The organism is Lysinibacillus sp. NPDC096418 (assembly GCF_044762775.1).
Lineage (GTDB): Bacteria > Bacillota > Bacilli > Bacillales_A > Planococcaceae > Lysinibacillus.
Genome location: NZ_JBIWEY010000001.1, coordinates 502,387 through 517,896 on the forward strand (window position 1 = coordinate 502,387; position 15,510 = coordinate 517,896).

Annotated in this window: 22 protein-coding genes; 5 read left to right on the forward strand and 17 right to left on the reverse strand. The window is 36.9% G+C overall.

All coding sequences use genetic code 11. The features are described from left to right. Nucleotides 1-37: 37 nt before the first annotated feature. From ACIQZG_RS02440 to ACIQZG_RS02505, 14 genes are all read right to left on the reverse strand, one after another. Nucleotides 38-856, reverse strand: coding sequence for an ATP-binding protein (locus ACIQZG_RS02440; RefSeq protein WP_402753563.1), 819 nt, complete (start codon nt 854-856; stop codon nt 38-40). After that, on the reverse strand, nt 807-1,784 hold the full coding sequence (locus ACIQZG_RS02445) for a DnaD domain protein (RefSeq protein ID WP_402753564.1): 978 nt from the start codon (nt 1,782-1,784) through the stop codon (nt 807-809). The genes ACIQZG_RS02440 and ACIQZG_RS02445 overlap by 50 nt, the downstream gene beginning before the upstream one ends. A gap of 19 nt (nt 1,785-1,803) precedes the next feature. After that, nucleotides 1,804-2,091 (reverse strand): hypothetical protein, encoded by a 288-nt coding sequence (locus tag ACIQZG_RS02450; RefSeq protein WP_402753565.1) that lies wholly within the window; start codon nt 2,089-2,091, stop codon nt 1,804-1,806. A gap of 51 nt (nt 2,092-2,142) precedes the next feature. Continuing rightward, the gene (locus ACIQZG_RS02455) at nt 2,143-2,508 is read right to left on the reverse strand and encodes a hypothetical protein (RefSeq protein ID WP_402753566.1); all 366 of its coding nucleotides are present in this window, start codon (nt 2,506-2,508) and stop codon (nt 2,143-2,145) included. Between the two features lie 185 nt (nt 2,509-2,693). Next, entirely contained in the window at nt 2,694-3,494 is an 801-nt protein-coding gene (locus ACIQZG_RS02460) for a PD-(D/E)XK nuclease-like domain-containing protein (protein WP_402753567.1), read from the reverse strand. After that, nucleotides 3,469-4,338: a hypothetical protein gene (locus tag ACIQZG_RS02465; RefSeq protein ID WP_402753568.1), complete on the reverse strand. Its 870-nt coding sequence runs from the start codon at nt 4,336-4,338 to the stop codon at nt 3,469-3,471. The genes ACIQZG_RS02460 and ACIQZG_RS02465 overlap by 26 nt, the downstream gene beginning before the upstream one ends. 70 nt (nt 4,339-4,408) lie before the next feature. Further along, complete coding sequence (locus ACIQZG_RS02470; RefSeq protein WP_402753569.1) at nt 4,409-4,687, reverse strand: hypothetical protein; 279 nt, start codon at nt 4,685-4,687, stop codon at nt 4,409-4,411. Next, nucleotides 4,684-5,007 carry a hypothetical protein gene (locus tag ACIQZG_RS02475; protein WP_402753570.1) on the reverse strand — a complete coding sequence of 108 codons (324 nt, stop codon included), beginning with the start codon at nt 5,005-5,007 and terminating at the stop codon, nt 4,684-4,686. Before ACIQZG_RS02475 ends, ACIQZG_RS02470 begins: the two co-directional genes overlap by 4 nt. Nucleotides 5,008-5,016: 9 nt before the next feature. Further along, nucleotides 5,017-5,340 carry a hypothetical protein gene (locus ACIQZG_RS02480; protein WP_402753571.1) on the reverse strand — a complete coding sequence of 108 codons (324 nt, stop codon included), beginning with the start codon at nt 5,338-5,340 and terminating at the stop codon, nt 5,017-5,019. A 283-nt stretch (nt 5,341-5,623) separates the two neighbouring features. Beyond that, on the reverse strand, nt 5,624-5,875 hold the full coding sequence (locus ACIQZG_RS02485) for a hypothetical protein (RefSeq protein ID WP_402753572.1): 252 nt from the start codon (nt 5,873-5,875) through the stop codon (nt 5,624-5,626). Further along, nucleotides 5,863-6,156 carry a helix-turn-helix domain-containing protein gene (locus ACIQZG_RS02490; protein ID WP_402753573.1) on the reverse strand — a complete coding sequence of 98 codons (294 nt, stop codon included), beginning with the start codon at nt 6,154-6,156 and terminating at the stop codon, nt 5,863-5,865. Before ACIQZG_RS02490 ends, ACIQZG_RS02485 begins: the two co-directional genes overlap by 13 nt. Before the next feature lie 193 nt (nt 6,157-6,349). Beyond that, nucleotides 6,350-6,631 (reverse strand): hypothetical protein, encoded by a 282-nt coding sequence (locus ACIQZG_RS02495; protein WP_402753574.1) that lies wholly within the window; start codon nt 6,629-6,631, stop codon nt 6,350-6,352. After that, complete coding sequence (locus ACIQZG_RS02500; protein WP_402753575.1) at nt 6,628-7,392, reverse strand: phage antirepressor; 765 nt, start codon at nt 7,390-7,392, stop codon at nt 6,628-6,630. The genes ACIQZG_RS02495 and ACIQZG_RS02500 overlap by 4 nt, the downstream gene beginning before the upstream one ends. 25 nt (nt 7,393-7,417) lie before the next feature. Then, nucleotides 7,418-7,666 (reverse strand): helix-turn-helix transcriptional regulator, encoded by a 249-nt coding sequence (locus ACIQZG_RS02505; protein WP_402753576.1) that lies wholly within the window; start codon nt 7,664-7,666, stop codon nt 7,418-7,420. Nucleotides 7,667-7,822: 156 nt separating this feature from the next. On the opposite strand from ACIQZG_RS02505, the gene ACIQZG_RS02510 reads away from it, so the two are divergent. The 3 genes from ACIQZG_RS02510 (at nt 7,823) to ACIQZG_RS02520 (ending at nt 10,004) form a co-directional block, all read left to right on the forward strand. Continuing rightward, nucleotides 7,823-8,179, forward strand: a complete 357-nt coding sequence (locus ACIQZG_RS02510; RefSeq protein ID WP_402753577.1) for a helix-turn-helix domain-containing protein — start codon at nt 7,823-7,825, stop codon at nt 8,177-8,179. A gap of 95 nt (nt 8,180-8,274) precedes the next feature. Continuing rightward, nucleotides 8,275-8,775 carry an ImmA/IrrE family metallo-endopeptidase gene (locus tag ACIQZG_RS02515; RefSeq protein WP_402753578.1) on the forward strand — a complete coding sequence of 167 codons (501 nt, stop codon included), beginning with the start codon at nt 8,275-8,277 and terminating at the stop codon, nt 8,773-8,775. A gap of 68 nt (nt 8,776-8,843) precedes the next feature. After that, complete coding sequence (locus ACIQZG_RS02520) at nt 8,844-10,004, forward strand: tyrosine-type recombinase/integrase (protein ID WP_402753579.1); 1,161 nt, start codon at nt 8,844-8,846, stop codon at nt 10,002-10,004. Between the two features lie 284 nt (nt 10,005-10,288). Here the strand turns inward: ACIQZG_RS02520 and ACIQZG_RS02525 are convergent, their stop codons facing one another. After that, complete coding sequence (locus ACIQZG_RS02525) at nt 10,289-10,909, reverse strand: NAD(P)-dependent oxidoreductase (protein ID WP_402753598.1); 621 nt, start codon at nt 10,907-10,909, stop codon at nt 10,289-10,291. 520 nt (nt 10,910-11,429) lie between these two features. Between ACIQZG_RS02525 and ACIQZG_RS02530 the strand changes: the two genes are divergently transcribed. Together ACIQZG_RS02530 and ACIQZG_RS02535 are read left to right on the forward strand one after the other, a co-directional pair. Next, the gene (locus ACIQZG_RS02530; protein WP_402753580.1) at nt 11,430-12,632 is read left to right on the forward strand and encodes an iron-containing alcohol dehydrogenase; all 1,203 of its coding nucleotides are present in this window, start codon (nt 11,430-11,432) and stop codon (nt 12,630-12,632) included. A gap of 110 nt (nt 12,633-12,742) precedes the next feature. Next, nucleotides 12,743-13,552, forward strand: coding sequence for a cobalamin-binding protein (locus ACIQZG_RS02535; protein WP_402753581.1), 810 nt, complete (start codon nt 12,743-12,745; stop codon nt 13,550-13,552). A gap of 128 nt (nt 13,553-13,680) precedes the next feature. Here ACIQZG_RS02535 and ACIQZG_RS02540 read toward each other — a convergent pair whose 3' ends face one another. Together ACIQZG_RS02540 and ACIQZG_RS02545 are read right to left on the reverse strand one after the other, a co-directional pair. Further along, nucleotides 13,681-14,544, reverse strand: coding sequence for a CPBP family glutamic-type intramembrane protease (locus ACIQZG_RS02540; RefSeq protein WP_402753582.1), 864 nt, complete (start codon nt 14,542-14,544; stop codon nt 13,681-13,683). Nucleotides 14,545-14,546: 2 nt separating this feature from the next. Further along, entirely contained in the window at nt 14,547-15,134 is a 588-nt protein-coding gene (locus ACIQZG_RS02545; RefSeq protein ID WP_402753583.1) for a TetR/AcrR family transcriptional regulator, read from the reverse strand. Nucleotides 15,135-15,510: the final 376 nt, after the last annotated feature.

Below are 15,510 nucleotides of genomic sequence, written 5' to 3' on the forward strand. Positions count from 1 at the left end.
CCCTTCACCCTCCAATCAAGGGGCTGTGCGCCCCTCGTTATTTCAATCGCCAGTCAATACCTTCCGTCTCTAATACGTCACCATTTTTATCTAGTAATCTACTAGCTCCTGCATATCCAATACGCTCAGCAATAGTAGCCCTGTCCTCATTACTGTTAAAAATGATTGGTAATTTCCGTTTGTAACGTTCGTTGATGATGTGGTAGTACAATCCCTCACGAGCTTCTGTCCATTTCGCTTTGCCGATATCATCCCAAACTAGTACATCTGCCGATAAAACATCGTTTAAAAGCCCGTAATATGTTTCGCTATTGTCATCCATTCGTTTAGCTGCCATCATTTCATCCATAAACGCAACATCAGATACAACCAGCACATTAAAACCTTTTTTAATAAGCTGTTTCGATAACGCAATTTGTAAGTGTGTCTTACCGATTCCAAAATTATTATGTTTATTTTTCAGTTCTAAGCGTTCATTAGGAGGTAAAGAACGAATCCTTTGTTCTCCGATAGTTGCGATAAAGCCAAGATTTTGAGCACCTTGTTTTTTAAACTCATCGCGATCAGTTGGAAATGTTGTTAAGTAGGTTGTCACCATCGCAAACATTCGTTGTTGCATATCTGTTTCACGAACGTAATTTTCTAAATTAGCGTGAACAAACTCTTCTGGAATAAGTGCGTTTTTAAATCTACGTTTCCAACCGTTAACCTCTCGACAATCACAAGGCTTATGAATCTCGTATTTTCGGTTACCTTTTTCTTCGTAATGAGAGAAAACGAACTCTGCTCCATTACATTTTGGGCACTTATCCTCCCCAGGCTTGTTTGTCTCGTTCGAGTTGCTCGTAGAAGGCATCGATGCCTGTTCCTGCATGAACTGTAGAATTTGCTGAAATCTGTCCTTTTGCATTGTGTCCTTTAGTGATTCCATTAGGCTTAGCCTCCTTCAATTGCCAGTCTGCGTAAGTATTAATGCCTTTTTCGATAGCCCAATTTTTTAAAATTCCTTCAACGTATTCAACATTCGACTTTCCATTATCAGCAGTCACCTTTATTGCTTCGATAATTAGTAAATGGTCTGGATAGAATTCAAGTAACATGTCCATTTTTTTGTGATCTGTAAAGTTACTAATACGGATGGTTGAATCAAAGAAGTTTTTTATTTCAAGAAAAGGATTATCGATTGGAGAGACAGACGACTGACTCTTTTTTTCTTCTTCTCTTTCTCCTTCTTCTTCTTTTTCTTCTTCTTTTTCTCTTTCTTCTTCTCTTTCTTCCCCATAGTCTATGGAATGGGTATCTATAGGGTTTGGATACGGTATCGAACCCTCACCATTACTAGGTTCTGATTCTTTTGGCTCACTCTCTCCATCTAACAGTATTGATACGGTATCGATACGGTATCCTAACTGTTCCAATGAGGTAACGTAGCTCCTTACAAACGGTATATGTTTCACTGCAAGCAGCTCTTTTTCGATACATTTTTTCACTTTCGGTGAATTGATAAAGTTGTATTTTGCCCAGTTATTTAACATGATTTCTTTCGTCGATTCGTTGTATATGATTTTTCCGTAATCCACGAAACGTTGAAGCAGTTTTTGCACCGTTTCGCGGTTGTAACCTGTGTGCATTTCTATTACTCTATACGGCAATTCGTAGATACCACATTGTGTTGTATTGCCATTGGTCATTAGATACAGATAGAAGTATTTCTCTTCTGGTGTTAGATCCAATACAAAGCCGTCATCCCAAAACGTTGTGTGTACTTGTCTGTATTTAGCCATTTGCCCTCGCCCCTCCTAACTAATACTCTTTTGCCGTTTTCAAATGCTCATGGATACCGAACAGTTTAGTATTTTCAGTTTCATTCAAAACTACTACTCTCTTAGTAGCTGCTTGAACTTTTTCTACCGGAACAGGCATAACGCCTTTATTCGAATAATAAAAACTTTGTTTCTGTATTTGTTCTTCGCTGTAAATTCCGGCTTTTTCAATGTCATCGGTGTAGCCACTGTTATTCGGCCCCCACCATGTAACAGTGTTTTTGCCATTTGAATACTTGATTGATAGTAAGTAATATTGTTGACTCATTTTCACCCTCCTAAGGTATAAAAATCATCTTGCCTGTTGCCCTTGCTACTGTTAAACAAATTCCTCAATCTTAACGTCCGTTTCGTTGATAAGCTTTTTAGCAAGGTCTTTCCACTCTTGGCCCCATGCACGAACGTTTTCAATTTCAGTTCTTATTTTTTCAATAGCATCTTCTAAGTCATACAGTTCATGGTAAACATCATCAGCGTAAGATTCTGCGTTACTCAAATCTTCATCTTTGATGTAATCCCTTGAATAATCACAGTCTTTAAGGGCACCTTTTACACGTTTAATTACTTCATCAATATTTAAACATTGATGTTCAGGTGGTTCATCGATACCTAAAACATACTCACTTGTAACGTCGATGCCTCGCTCTTGCTTCAATTGATTTATTTTGGTTAATGTAGCTTCCATATTAAAATCCCCCTATATCAATCCGCCCTGTCGCTCACAAATCGCAAAGCTACCGCTAACCTTTATTACTCGGTAGTTTGGGTACCTGCTCATGTAAGAGAGCACCAGCTGTCTAATTTCATCGTTATCCTTCGCCTGTTGGAATATCCAAGCAGGCAGAAGGACTTTGTGTGGTACGTTATCCATTAATCTAGTAAGTAGCCAATCTCAAATGTTTTTGTAAGCTGCTTAGTCATACGGCAGTAATCACAAACATCACATCGTACTGGCTCTTTCTGATTATTTTTAACTTCAATAATGCTTGGGAGTAGTGATTTCACATACTCTTTTTCGAATTCAAAGCGTGATTCATCAAAATGCAACACAGCTTTATTTGGTGGCGTTTCCTTCGTAACTGCTACGATATAAGGTGAATAAAACTCGCCAGTGTTTTGATAGATAATTTCACGATAAATTGCCATCTGTAGCACATAATCATAGGCCTCAACAAACGAAACATACTTCTGATACTTGTCCGACCAAAAGCGCTTAGAAAGGCATTGTGTGGTCTTTAAATCAGTGAATGTTTTACGCTGGTGATTAATCGAATCGACTTTGATTTTCCAACCAGCACCGAACAACTCACCTGTATAAATGAGTTCTTTTTCACCCTCCATTGCGAACATTGCAAATCGATCGTTTTTTAGTGTTTCAATCATGCAATCAGCCGTGCTAAATTCAGCGTATTTACCACCATTTGCTTTAAAAATAACGCTACGATTTTCTTCGCAAAACTCTGCAAAGGCTTCGTCACTTTCAAAGGCTGCATGCGTATATGATCCAACTGTTAGCGCAGAAGAGTGAGGGCGTATATACTTGCCCTTCAACTCCGCAACCATTCGTGCTTCACACTCCATAGCCCCTTTAAACTGAGACACTGACATAAAATACTGATTGGATTCAATAGAGTGATAGTTCTGGTTATTCAACTGGAATTTTGTCGTCATCAGCTTTCACCTCTGTTTTTGGTGCTTGTTGTTCTTTTTCAAAATCAGCAGCTAGACCACTTGTTTTTTGTTTACCAGCGTCTTTATCGAACCAATCCTCTACTTTTGACATTCCGTCTTTGATAGAAGTGAAAATATTAATCAATTCTACGTAATCGTATTCGCTGAACGAATCAGCGTTATATCCGAATTTAGCCTCAATCATTTCTTGCGTCACGCGGTATTGTTCTTTAAACGCATTCAAAGCCTTGGCAACGCGATCTTTAAGTGGACCTGAATTGTTCCCTTGCAACGTTAACGTACATTCTGCTATCGCTTTTTCTACAATGTCACCTGGAATAATACCAAGGATACAAGCGCGTAATCGACGAGCTCCGTCGTTCGCTACCTTTTCGTAAATATCACGTGGATCCGTTAACAATTTCAAACCTTTTTTTGTACCAATTGCATGCTTTACGACGAACACTTTTTCTTGTCTAACATTTGTCTCTTGGTCCCACGCATAAGCCATTGCTACGGACTCTCCATCGCGTTGTTCAAGCTCTTTGATACCGAATGATAAATTACCCCAGTTTTGCGCTAAAACCTCTGCTAAACGAATAGATGGACCTATAACACGCGTACCACCTTTTGGGTATTGATACATCGCAACTTGTGCAAGTGCTGGACGTTTACAAGAATCCAAAATACGTTGTTCTGATTGAAACGTGTTTCGCGGAAATGATTTCGCCATGAAAATTTGCCCTTTAACTTCTTCCATCTCACGAGAGGCACTGGCTTGTGCCATTACCCCTTGTGGTTGTTGGGAAGAAGGTTGATTGAACTGTTCTGTAAGGTTGTTCATTGAAATTCCTCCTGTAGTGCGCTATAATGAGCGCAAATAAATTGTTTTTTAAGCCACTCTGCCAAGTGGTTTATTTTTTTGTATGTGAATAGCCATAGTGCTTCTCCACATAAATGATTAACTCTGAATCAGTCATGTCATAAGTTGATTCATCGCTGTATCCAGCAGCTAAATAATCACAGATGTTATCGATGTGTACGATTGCATCACCGATTTCAAAATAAATGTCATTGAAAGCTATGAAACTACCAAAATCATCGTGCATTTCGAAGCTGACAACAGGCTCATAAGGCGGTGTTGGGTACTCAATTTGACTACATACCATTGGATTTTCTACCAACAGATTCACGCTATCGCCTCCTGCTGTTTGCGTAAGATCTCTGCGTATGATGCAGTTACATAAGATGTATAACGAACGTTATTTTCAACAGCTACCAGCGTAAGAATGATTCCGTTGAATTCGCTTATGATGTCGAAATCACTGAATCGTTCTTCGAAATCTTCTGTCTCAATTCGTACTTCTGGCATTTTGTACTTAAAAGGTGCAATGCCCATAAACTCACCTACTTTCTGATGGTTTCCCATCAAGCAGCTTGTAAAATCCTTTGAAGATACGGCTAACCAACCATTTACAAACTGCTTGACGAGAGCGAGATTTACGTCTCGCAAACGTCTGTTTTAAATTTCTGTTACCTCAACTTCAATGTCATCATCTTCATCAGCCTTCGCGATGTTTACAGCTGGGAAGTGCCATTTTGCATCCTGCCTAACCTTTCCATGCAATGCAATTTCGCCATACCCTTCAATAAAGCCACCATAAAAACTTCCGTTGTTGAATCTTGCGCGATATTGAGCGATGTGTTCGGCGTGTTTAGCTAAACTATCGAACTCATACATCTGTTGATAGAAATCTTCCATCCAACTTTCGTTCATTACCGCATCATCGATTTCAATTACATATTTATCAGTTCTTACAACTTCAACCTCGAATTTTTTAATCATTATTTGCTCCCTCTGTGCATTCGCACTATATAGTTCAGACTTTCATCTGTGATTTAATTTGTGTTATAATGTGTGTAGACATAAAACCGTATGGCTGTTTAATCACTCCAATGATTAAGCAGCTTTTTTGTTGCAATTTTTTTGTGACTTTGCTTGATATTTCAACACGATTGCACGCTGTTTATCGTTGAGATGAAGCCAATCACCCGTTATAATATTCATGTATTTTCACCACTTTCTGATTGAAATTAGGCGTTCTTTTAAAGAAAGTTGATTCCAATTTTTAAGCTTGAACACTACGTTTTACCACCTCTGCATTTATACCTTGACTAGCAAACTTTATTGCTGTTAAATAAAGCCCTTTTTGTCTTTCTGGTTGCTGGATTCGCATAATGCTGTTTTGCATATCTCGACCGCGATCAGCAGCAAGTCCATAACGACCATCGTTTGTATGAATTACGATTTCCTTGGTTAAGTCATCGATGCACGTTTTTTCTTTTACTATTTGATTGTTAATGAGTTTTAAAGCATCCAATTGAATAAACCTCCTATAAACATTGGTACTGTTTGTAAAATATGCATTGCTTGAGCACATACCTCTGTACCAAATAAAATTGCCGCAGCCTGTACCTCACAATTCGTTATTTGTACCCAACGCATAAATGTTTCTAAATCTATAACCTTGCGCCCGCATTCATATTTGCTAACATGTGATTGCGTGATATTAAGCTCTTCTGCCATTTCTTCTTGCGAAATTTCCGCGCTTTCACGAAACTTCTTTAATACTTTTGTAAAATCAAGTGATAATGCCCCCATAATTCGATTCCTCCATTAGTCGATGATGGACTTAGTCCATGATGGATTAGCTATCTCCATCAAGTTAACTTAATATATAGATAAGAGGTTGTTGCCCCAACCTCTTACGATTTGTAATAGATTGATAGTTTGACAGAGGCCATTTGCCCTGGCCTCTCCTGTTCTTATTAGTACACCTGTCCGTGTATTTTTTTTATTGCCATTCATATTCAATAATTTCGTCCATTATCGGAATTACTTTTTCGGCTATCCAGTAGCGCTTGCCTCTTCCGCGACGGCGCTCGTATAGTTTGACGCGTGGATCACTAAAGAATGCTTCTTCTAATGCATCACGTTTCATGCTGTACATTTCAGATAATTGTTCCATAGTGACAAGTTTTTTTCTAAGAGTTACATGTTTTTTGAATATTTCAGTATATTTCGCATCTAATGCATCGTTATTAGGCTTTACTTCAACTAGTTCAGTTGCACTCATGCAATCACCGCCTTATTCAAGAACTTGTCGATGAAATAGGCTTGTCCTTTGCCTGTGATTTTTGATGTTCTACTGATGCTTATTTCACCGCTGTTGTGATGAATAGGTGTCTCTTTAATTTCAAACAAAGCAAGCTCCATTGATTTTTGCGTTGGTGAATTATAGTCTGAACCCTTACGTTTCATTAAATAACCATTTTCTCGAAGCCATTCGAATAGACGTTTTTGCCCAACATCTACACCGTTTTGCTTTAGAATTTTGGCAAATTCACCAATCAATATTGATGTATGACTAGATTGCACAGCATCAGCAAAAATAACTTTTGGTTTTTGAACTTCAATTATTAGTTGCTGCTCTACTATTCTTTTCTTGTTGTTTTCGATTGTTTTATTAGCAATCAATAGGGCTTTTGCCATAATTGATGCTTCATCATCATTTTCGTTTGTAGCGATGTATCCACCGTCTTTTCTTATTGATGGTAAAACTTCTAATTTAACCCATTTTTTGAAAGCTCTCGCAGTTGGTTTGCGGCTTGTGAATATTAGTTCATAAAGTCCTGATTCATTTACGATATTAGTTTCACCTTGACGCCCTAAGTTGAACTTAGACCGTTCATCATCATCTAAACGGCCGATTGCTACAGTAGGGTTAGTTAGCTCTAACACCCTACATACATCTGCGGCTACAAACCAAGGTTCTTTGTTTAATTCAACAATTCGAACGTTTTGATTATCAAAGTTAAAAGTTTGTAATTGATACATACAAGAAGAACCTCCTTTTGGTTTCTTATCCAACACAACAAAATGTTGTTTTGTTATTTAAAAAAATTTTTGATGGTTCCATATTAAATAGTTCTGAAATAGCTAATGCAACATCCAAAGACGGTGTGCGAACCCCTTGTTCAATCATTCCGTAATAGCTCTCACTAATAGTTATATTAAATTCACTATAAAGTTTCTCTACTACATCTTTTTGCAGCCAATTATTTTGCTTTCTAGTGTTTATAAGAATAAACCGACGTTTTGTTGTAGCCAAAATTGCACCTCCCAACCTTTTGTTGTTTTTATCTTACCCAACAAAAAGTTGTCTGTCAATGAAAAACTAGATAATTTGTTGTTTTTTATTTTTATTTACCTACTAACCCAACAAATAGTTGTATAATGAATATACATATTTAAGAGAGGTGTAATCATGTCTAATGTACCGCAAAGGCTTAAAGAGTTAAGAAAAGAAGCTAAATTAACACAAGCAGATGTTGCTAAATTCTTAAATATTTCTGAGAGTGCATACGGTTACTATGAGCAAGGCCGCAATGAAATTTCGATAGGTAGTATTCAAAAGTTAGCAGAAAAGTACGATGTCAGTGTTGCATATATACTGTGCGAAACAGATGAAAAACAACCTTTTGATATAGATGAGGCTGCTTTCCGAGCGTTTGCTAATGATCCAGAATTACAAGTTTTTTATAAAGAACTACCTAATTCCGATGAAGAATCTGTTCGTCGTTTACGTGACATTTGGGAAATTATAAAACATGAAAAAAGATAATATTTTTGTTTCTTACCCTTCTTCCTAGAAGTGGGGTTTTATTATAAGCTAAATAAGAACATACGTTTTATTACATAGAGTTTGGGGATGGTTTAATGTCATATTCTACATACACAGAAGATTTTATTGAAGGTCTATATACAAAATTAGGTATTTTTTTACCACAACAACTAGATTTAAATGTAATTGCCCATAAGTTAGGTATCTTTGTTTATTACTGGGAAAATCCTAGTCAAGTTTTATTTTTAGGTGCCCAAGCTTATATTTTCTTAAATCAAGAACTTTCCCCGAAACAATTATGGCAAGATTTTTGTCATGAACTTTGTCATGTTTTATTTCATAGTGGTAGCCAAGAAAAGATGCCATATTCATGGATTGAGTATCAAGAGTGGAAAGCTAATAATTTCATGTTACAAGCATGTGTACCAGCATTTATGTTGAAAAAAGTAAACTTTCCAGAAAGTGAAGATAAATCCATCCAATTAATACAAGAGTTATTCAATGTCGAATGGGATTTCGCTCATAAAAGACTAGAACAATATAAAAATAATAAATATTTACATGAATTAGATTCAAAAAAAGTAAAGATGTTCTGAAAGGAGTGATGCTTAGACTATCACCTGTTAATGTACACCTGTCCGTGATATGAAACGGGGAATGTCAAATGAGTAAAAAAACAAAGATGAACAGATCGAAAAAAGATAAAGATTTATATTGGTACATTGATACTGATGGATCTAAAAAATACGCTTACCGTCATCGATACTACGATGTGCTGGGTAAACGAAAAGAAAAGACTGGCCAAGGTTTCACATCTGAAACTGCTGCTTTCAGAAAATTATTAGAAGTGAAATCAACTTTACTGAGTGGTAACTCGATACAAGTTGAACATGAGAACATGACTGTTGGTGCATGGATGGATATATGGTACGAGTCGAATGAACGCGAATGGGAAATCACAACCCAAAAGCAACGTATAAACATTATTCGGCACCAGGTAAAACCGCTAATTGGTAAGATGAAACTTTCTTCATTAGACAAGGAAACATATAAACGTAAATTTATAACACCTTTATTAAAGCGATATAAACCATCTACAGTACGACTTTTTCATCGTGTTTTTAAAGTTGCAGTTAATGCTGCTGTAGATGCTGAAATAATTCCTCGTAACCGATTCACGAAAGTTGTGATTAATGACGAGGAACTAGAAAAGCCAAACGTTTTGAATATCCAGCAATTAAACAAAATGCTTGAAATTGCAGAATCAGATGAACCACTCACGTCTTACGCAATTATTAGAACTATTGCTTTTACTGGCATCCGTCGAGGAGAAGCTTTAGCATTAAAGTGGAAAAATGTCGATTTATCGGATGGTACTATTACTATAGAAGGAACTCGTGACAGAAATGGTCATCGAACACCTAAAACTAAGAATAGTTACCGTACTATCGCTATTGATGATCCGTTAATTAAAATTTTGAAAAAGTACCGTTTATGGTGTTTAGAAATCCTCTTAGAAGATGGGGAACAATTACAAAAAGATGATTATGTATTTATTTCTTCACAGACAAGAGAACCTTATGCGGATAACAGTTTGTTTTATGCTTTTAAACGGCTGTCGGAGAAAATGGGTACAACTGTTAAACCTCATACACTGAGACATACACATGCATCCATTTTGCTATATAGTGGTGAAGATGTAGCAACTGTTGCTGAACGACTTGGAAATACCCCAAAAGTAATTTGGGAAACCTATGCTCATGTTATTGAGGATGATAAAAAGAAAGTTACAGACGTGTTTGCAGAAGCGTTGAAAAATGGGTGAAATCCCCCCTATTTTGGGTGTTTTGGGGGAAGAATTGGGGGAGCGCTTTTCAAAAGTGCCCTTCACACCTAGAGCCACATAGGTTTAAGAAACTGTTGAGCACTTCTCTCGTTAATTTTTTAACGTTAGATTGTTTCACTTTCTTAAACCCCTCGAATCCTTGTGTATCAAGTGTTCGAGGGGTTTTTGGTATTCTTTTTTTGAAATTAAAAATGAAACTAAATTAGATTTTTTTGCATCTAAAGATATGGAAATAAATATAGTTGTTTTGTAAAAAAGGAAAACTAGTAAGCTATTCCTACACGACTTCGTAAAAATTCTGTACTTTTAATTTGCTGATATGTAAATTCCGCAGTATCCCCCACAGTTATTACAGTTCCACCTTCAGGCAATAAATTTTCTTCAACTCTGTAGTTACCCCTACATTCTCCATCAGGTAAATATGTAGGACAGACAATTGTCCAATCCACTGTAGAACTGGTTAACATATCAAAAACCTTATGATGTTCTTGTGCTGCCTGTGTTGACTTTCGTTTAGACTCGCTAGACTGATAGCGGAGCAAATTAGGCGTCACCCGACTTTGTAAAATGCCAGCAGTACCTACCGTTATGATTCGTTTAACCTGCTCTTTGTTCATCGCTTCTAAAATCAGTTGCATGCTTTGAGATAGAGTATTAGTTCCATCTGTATTCAATGCACTAATGACCAGGTCCACCCCTGCCATCACAAATTCAACGTCATTTTTGTTCAAGACATTCCCTTGGGTAATATGCAGATTTTTATCACTTACTTGCATTTTATCTAAAGTACGTACTAATACTTTAACGATGTGTCCATCAGCAAGCGCATGTGAAACGATTCGTCTTCCAACCCTACCTGTCGCACCTAAAACTAAGATGTTCAGAAAAATCACCTCTTTTTAAACGATTATAACATAGGTGATTTTTATAACTTTCAACTTAGATACCGAAGTAATTGAGCGTTCACAGGAAAAAATTATAGCACTTGTTTCGATATTTTCTCTTGTATAACAGGCACGTTCAAAACTTCCTCCATAAAAGGTTTAATAAAAAAATGTGATAACCCTTAATATAAGTTTTTTCATACACCCCACAGAAATCAGCACATATTTACAAGGATTATAAAATTACCACTATATTTATAGTAGAAAAAAACTATTTATTTTGTTTTTATTTTCACAAAAAAATAATTTCCTGCTATTTATAAATCTACAGTCGCATTTCTATTAGATTTTTTGCATAAAATAGAACTAATAACCTTTTTGCACAATAGTATCTACTAAAAATTTACATTTTATTAGTAGATATTGGTTGCACTTTTACAAAAAATAGAATACTATAAATTTCGGAAGGTGATTCATCACCATTCAAGCAATAACTAACATTGAAAAAGGGGTTGGAAACATGTCAGACGTTCTAAAGCAATTTGTAATGCCGACAACAAACTTATTTGGACCTGGTGCAATTCAAGAAGTTGGTAACCGCTTAAATGATTTAGAAGTGAAAAAGACATTGATCGTAACAGATGAGGGCTTACACAAATTAGGTCTCTCAGAACAAATTGCTAACATCATTACAGCTGCTGGAATTGAAGTTGCAATTTTCCCAAAAGCAGAACCAAATCCAACGGACAAAAACATTGAAGACGGTATCGCGGTTTATCATGCCGAGAACTGTGATTCAATCGTTTCACTTGGAGGCGGAAGTGCACACGATGCTGCAAAAGGCATCGGAATTATTGCTTCGAATGGTGGACGCATTCATGATTATGAAGGTGTTGATCAATCGCAAAACCCATTAGTTCCATTAATCGCAATTAATACGACAGCTGGTACAGCGAGTGAAATGACACGCTTTACAATTATTACAGATACAGCGCGTAGAGTAAAAATGGCGATTGTGGACAAACATGTTACTCCTCTTGTGTCTATCAATGACCCAGAGTTAATGATTAGTTTACCACCTGCACTAACAGCAGCAACTGGTTTAGATGCTTTAACACATGCAATTGAAGCATTTGTATCAACGAATGCAACACCAATTACAGATGCGTGTGGCGAAAAAGTCCTACAACTAATACCTGAGTTTTTACCTCGTGCTTATGCAAACGGTGCAGACATCGAAGCGCGTGAGCAAATGGTTTATGCTCAATTTTTAGCAGGCATGGCATTTAACAATGCATCTTTAGGTTATGTACATGCAATCGCACATCAATTAGGTGGCTTCTATAACTTGCCACATGGTGTATGTAACGCAATTTTATTGCCACATGTATGCCGCTTCAACTTAACAGCACGGACAGAACGCTTTGCGAAAATCGCTGAATTATTAGGCGCGAACGTAGAGGGTTTAAGCAAACGCGATGCTGCTGAAAAAGCAATTTCTGTTATCGAAAGTCTATCAAAAGATTTAAATATTCCAAGTGGCTTCCGTGAATTAGGTGCAAAAGACGAAGACATCGAAATTTTAGCTAAAAACGCGATGTTAGATGTTTGCGCAGCTACAAACCCACGAAAAGCAACACTTGAAGATATTAAACAAATTATTACTAATGCGATGGGGCCTGTTGTTGTACCTAATCAACGTGAAACAGTAACCGTTTCGTAGTATTCTACGCATAAAAACCTTTGGAGATATTATCTTCCAAAGGTTTTTTAAAATTGTGTCACAGACTGACCCAAGCTATACTTTTTATAAAAAGAAAAGAGGAACTGTTAATGCGCCTAATCTCAATTTGTCCAAGTAATACAGAGCTAGTTGCTTATCTCGGCCTAACTGATCAACTTGTTGGTGTCGATGATTTTTCTGATTGGCCTACTTCCGTACAAGACCTACCGAAACTCGGACCTGACTTATCTATCGATATGGATGCCCTTGAGTCCTTAAAGCCAGATCTTGTACTCGCATCACTTAGCGTACCTGGGATGGAAAAAAACATTGAAGCGCTACAAGAAAGGAAAATCCCTCATCTCGTCTTTAACGCTAACTCTTTAGAAGAAATTGCAGAAGATTTACATACACTCGGTATTGCCTGCGACGTCGAAAAACGTTCAAATGAAATTTCCAAGAGTTATTTGTACTGTATTGAACAGCTTCGAAACATTGCACAAACTATTACTATTAAGCCTACGCTTTATTGGGAATGGTGGCCAAACCCGATTTTCACACCTGGAAAAACCAATTGGCTTACTGAAATTAGTGAGATTGCTGGCGGGCGAAATATATTCCAAGATGTAGAATTAGCAAGTGTCCAAACGGATTGGTCAGATATTATCAAGCGTAATCCAGATTATATTTTTATGGCCTGGGTTGGTGTTGCTTATGAACGCATTAAACCAGCTCATTTATTGAAGCGACCAAATGCACTTGAACTACTTGCTGTAAAAAAAAATCAGCTTCATGTTATGGAAGAATGGCTCTACTGTCGCCCCTCCCCACGTTTATTAGAGGGTGCATTAAAACTTGCACAGTTACTACATCCTGAAAGCTATCGCCATATTGAGCTTCCCCATTTTCTAAAACAATAAAAAACTAGCCACTGACAAATACAAACAGGGACTGTCTAATAGTCACTTCAATGACTTTTGAGACAGCCCCATCTAGTGTTGTAAAGCGTTCTGTTCCAATTTGGTTGCTTTTCACACTGAATCTCTTCCTAAGTTTTCATTAATAAGGAAGGTACTGAAGTCAAAGTGGATTCACCTTCCTGCTTTTTCCGCCGCGTTCTTAAAAAGAGCCCAACACCGAAATACAGTAATGTCGTTAAAATGCCCGCTGATGGGGAAACTAGAAATTCTTTACCTTGAGCAATCTTAATATATCCATCAAGAATAAGCGGATTCACAAGAGCATCCTCTGTCATGTGCATCAGTACGAGTGGCCAAATACTCTTCGTCATAAGATAAATCTCTGTATACATAACTGTCCAAAAAATCATCGTAACAATCCCTACAAATGCAAACAATACTCTGTTTACAGGAAGAACGTTAATGATATCACTCTCAGATAAAAACACTAAAAAATAGGGAATATGCCAAGCTCCCCAAATACCACCAACTGTAAGGTACAGCCAGAAATCATTTAGCTTTAACTTCGTCAGCTTGCTTGTCAGATAGCCTCTCCAAACAGATTCCTCAAAAAAGTTTTTGATAAACTGGATCAGCAAACCTCCCACGAAGGCTGATGTCAGCGCCTTCACATTAAAATTTGCAAAGTCCATCCACCCAAATAAGTAACTAATAAACAAAATGAAAAATGTAATAACAGGGTAAATAAGGAGCGCTATAATATACCATTTTATATTACCTTTAATATTCGGCGATAATCCTATATCTCGCCACCCATCACCAGCAAATGCTCGAAGGAATATTGTCGTAATTAAAGGCAAAATCAACCAAATACCCATTCCGAGTGTATCGCCTTTAGGTTGTTCAGGAATAATTAGATCTATTAAAACGCCAAGCCAACCGCATACCAACACAATAATCGTAAAAATAATTACGTTTCTTTTGGTTATCAAGGTTAACCATTCTCCTTTTTTTCAAGTACCGACACAATCCAATCTGCTTCAGGGCAAGGTACTTCTGGATTCAACGCGATATACTGTGCAATTCCTTGAAGAGAACACCAAAATGCTATTGACAAAGTTTCTGGATTACCCGCTTTAATTTCCCCAAGTAACTGCCCTTTTTCAATTATAGGGACGCTTTTTTTAATCAGTTTATCTGCCTCTGAGAGCATTTCTTTTACGTCCGGCGATAAGGAATCTAGATGCTGTGCACTTTCCATAAGTACAAACATTTTTGCAGCAACTGGATTTGCACTAATTATTTGAAATATATCCTCAGCTGCTGCTCTAAAAAAGGTCAGCGGCGCATCATCCGAAAAAGCAAACTCCATTTTAAGCTTCTTGGACCCAATGCGAATAAGCTCCTCATACAACTTCTCCTTAGAGTCGAAATAGTGAAAAAGAAGCCCGATACTCATGTCAGCTGTTTTGGCAATATCAACAATTTTCGTTTCACCGTAGCCTTTTCGTATAAATAAATCTAAAGCTGATTCTAAAATTAAAATTCTTCGTTGTTCCTTTTGTTCCATACGTTTTGTCATTATAACACCTCCAATCACTGAATTCTTTTTCATTGAAATTATATTCAATATAATTGAACGATAAATCGACTGAAAAGTCAATAAATTTGATGAGTTATATTTTCATTTTATTGGCTCTGTTTCAAAATTCGATTATTTCCATTTTTGAAATTGCGTATAAACTAAATTTCCAGCTGTTTTTTTCGTAAAATGATTGAGGAAGCAACCATTTACGAAAGGAATACCTTAGCTTCTTCATCCATAAAGTTATCCCCTTTTTGAATTTCCAAGCTCTTTAAAACGGTTCTAAATCAAATGTTGGGGTGCTGTAAATTTACAGCACCTTAACCCAAATGAACCCCGATTTCTTTATACTTTAAATTTAATAAGATTTTTG

Coding starts and splice junctions, on each gene's coding strand:
- ACIQZG_RS02440 (WP_402753563.1), bottom strand. CDS start 856: ATGCCTTCTACGAGCAACTCGAACGAGACAAACAAGCCTGGGGAGGAT.
- ACIQZG_RS02445 (WP_402753564.1), bottom strand. CDS start 1,784: ATGGCTAAATACAGACAAGTACACACAACGTTTTGGGATGACGGCTTT.
- ACIQZG_RS02450 (WP_402753565.1), bottom strand. CDS start 2,091: ATGAGTCAACAATATTACTTACTATCAATCAAGTATTCAAATGGCAAA.
- ACIQZG_RS02455 (WP_402753566.1), bottom strand. CDS start 2,508: ATGGAAGCTACATTAACCAAAATAAATCAATTGAAGCAAGAGCGAGGC.
- ACIQZG_RS02460 (WP_402753567.1), bottom strand. CDS start 3,494: ATGACGACAAAATTCCAGTTGAATAACCAGAACTATCACTCTATTGAA.
- ACIQZG_RS02465 (WP_402753568.1), bottom strand. CDS start 4,338: ATGAACAACCTTACAGAACAGTTCAATCAACCTTCTTCCCAACAACCA.
- ACIQZG_RS02480 (WP_402753571.1), bottom strand. CDS start 5,340: ATGATTAAAAAATTCGAGGTTGAAGTTGTAAGAACTGATAAATATGTA.
- ACIQZG_RS02490 (WP_402753573.1), bottom strand. CDS start 6,156: ATGGGGGCATTATCACTTGATTTTACAAAAGTATTAAAGAAGTTTCGT.
- ACIQZG_RS02495 (WP_402753574.1), bottom strand. CDS start 6,631: ATGAGTGCAACTGAACTAGTTGAAGTAAAGCCTAATAACGATGCATTA.
- ACIQZG_RS02500 (WP_402753575.1), bottom strand. CDS start 7,392: ATGTATCAATTACAAACTTTTAACTTTGATAATCAAAACGTTCGAATT.
- ACIQZG_RS02510 (WP_402753577.1), top strand. CDS start 7,823: ATGTCTAATGTACCGCAAAGGCTTAAAGAGTTAAGAAAAGAAGCTAAA.
- ACIQZG_RS02515 (WP_402753578.1), top strand. CDS start 8,275: ATGTCATATTCTACATACACAGAAGATTTTATTGAAGGTCTATATACA.
- ACIQZG_RS02520 (WP_402753579.1), top strand. CDS start 8,844: ATGAGTAAAAAAACAAAGATGAACAGATCGAAAAAAGATAAAGATTTA.
- ACIQZG_RS02530 (WP_402753580.1), top strand. CDS start 11,430: ATGTCAGACGTTCTAAAGCAATTTGTAATGCCGACAACAAACTTATTT.
- ACIQZG_RS02535 (WP_402753581.1), top strand. CDS start 12,743: ATGCGCCTAATCTCAATTTGTCCAAGTAATACAGAGCTAGTTGCTTAT.
- ACIQZG_RS02545 (WP_402753583.1), bottom strand. CDS start 15,134: ATGACAAAACGTATGGAACAAAAGGAACAACGAAGAATTTTAATTTTA.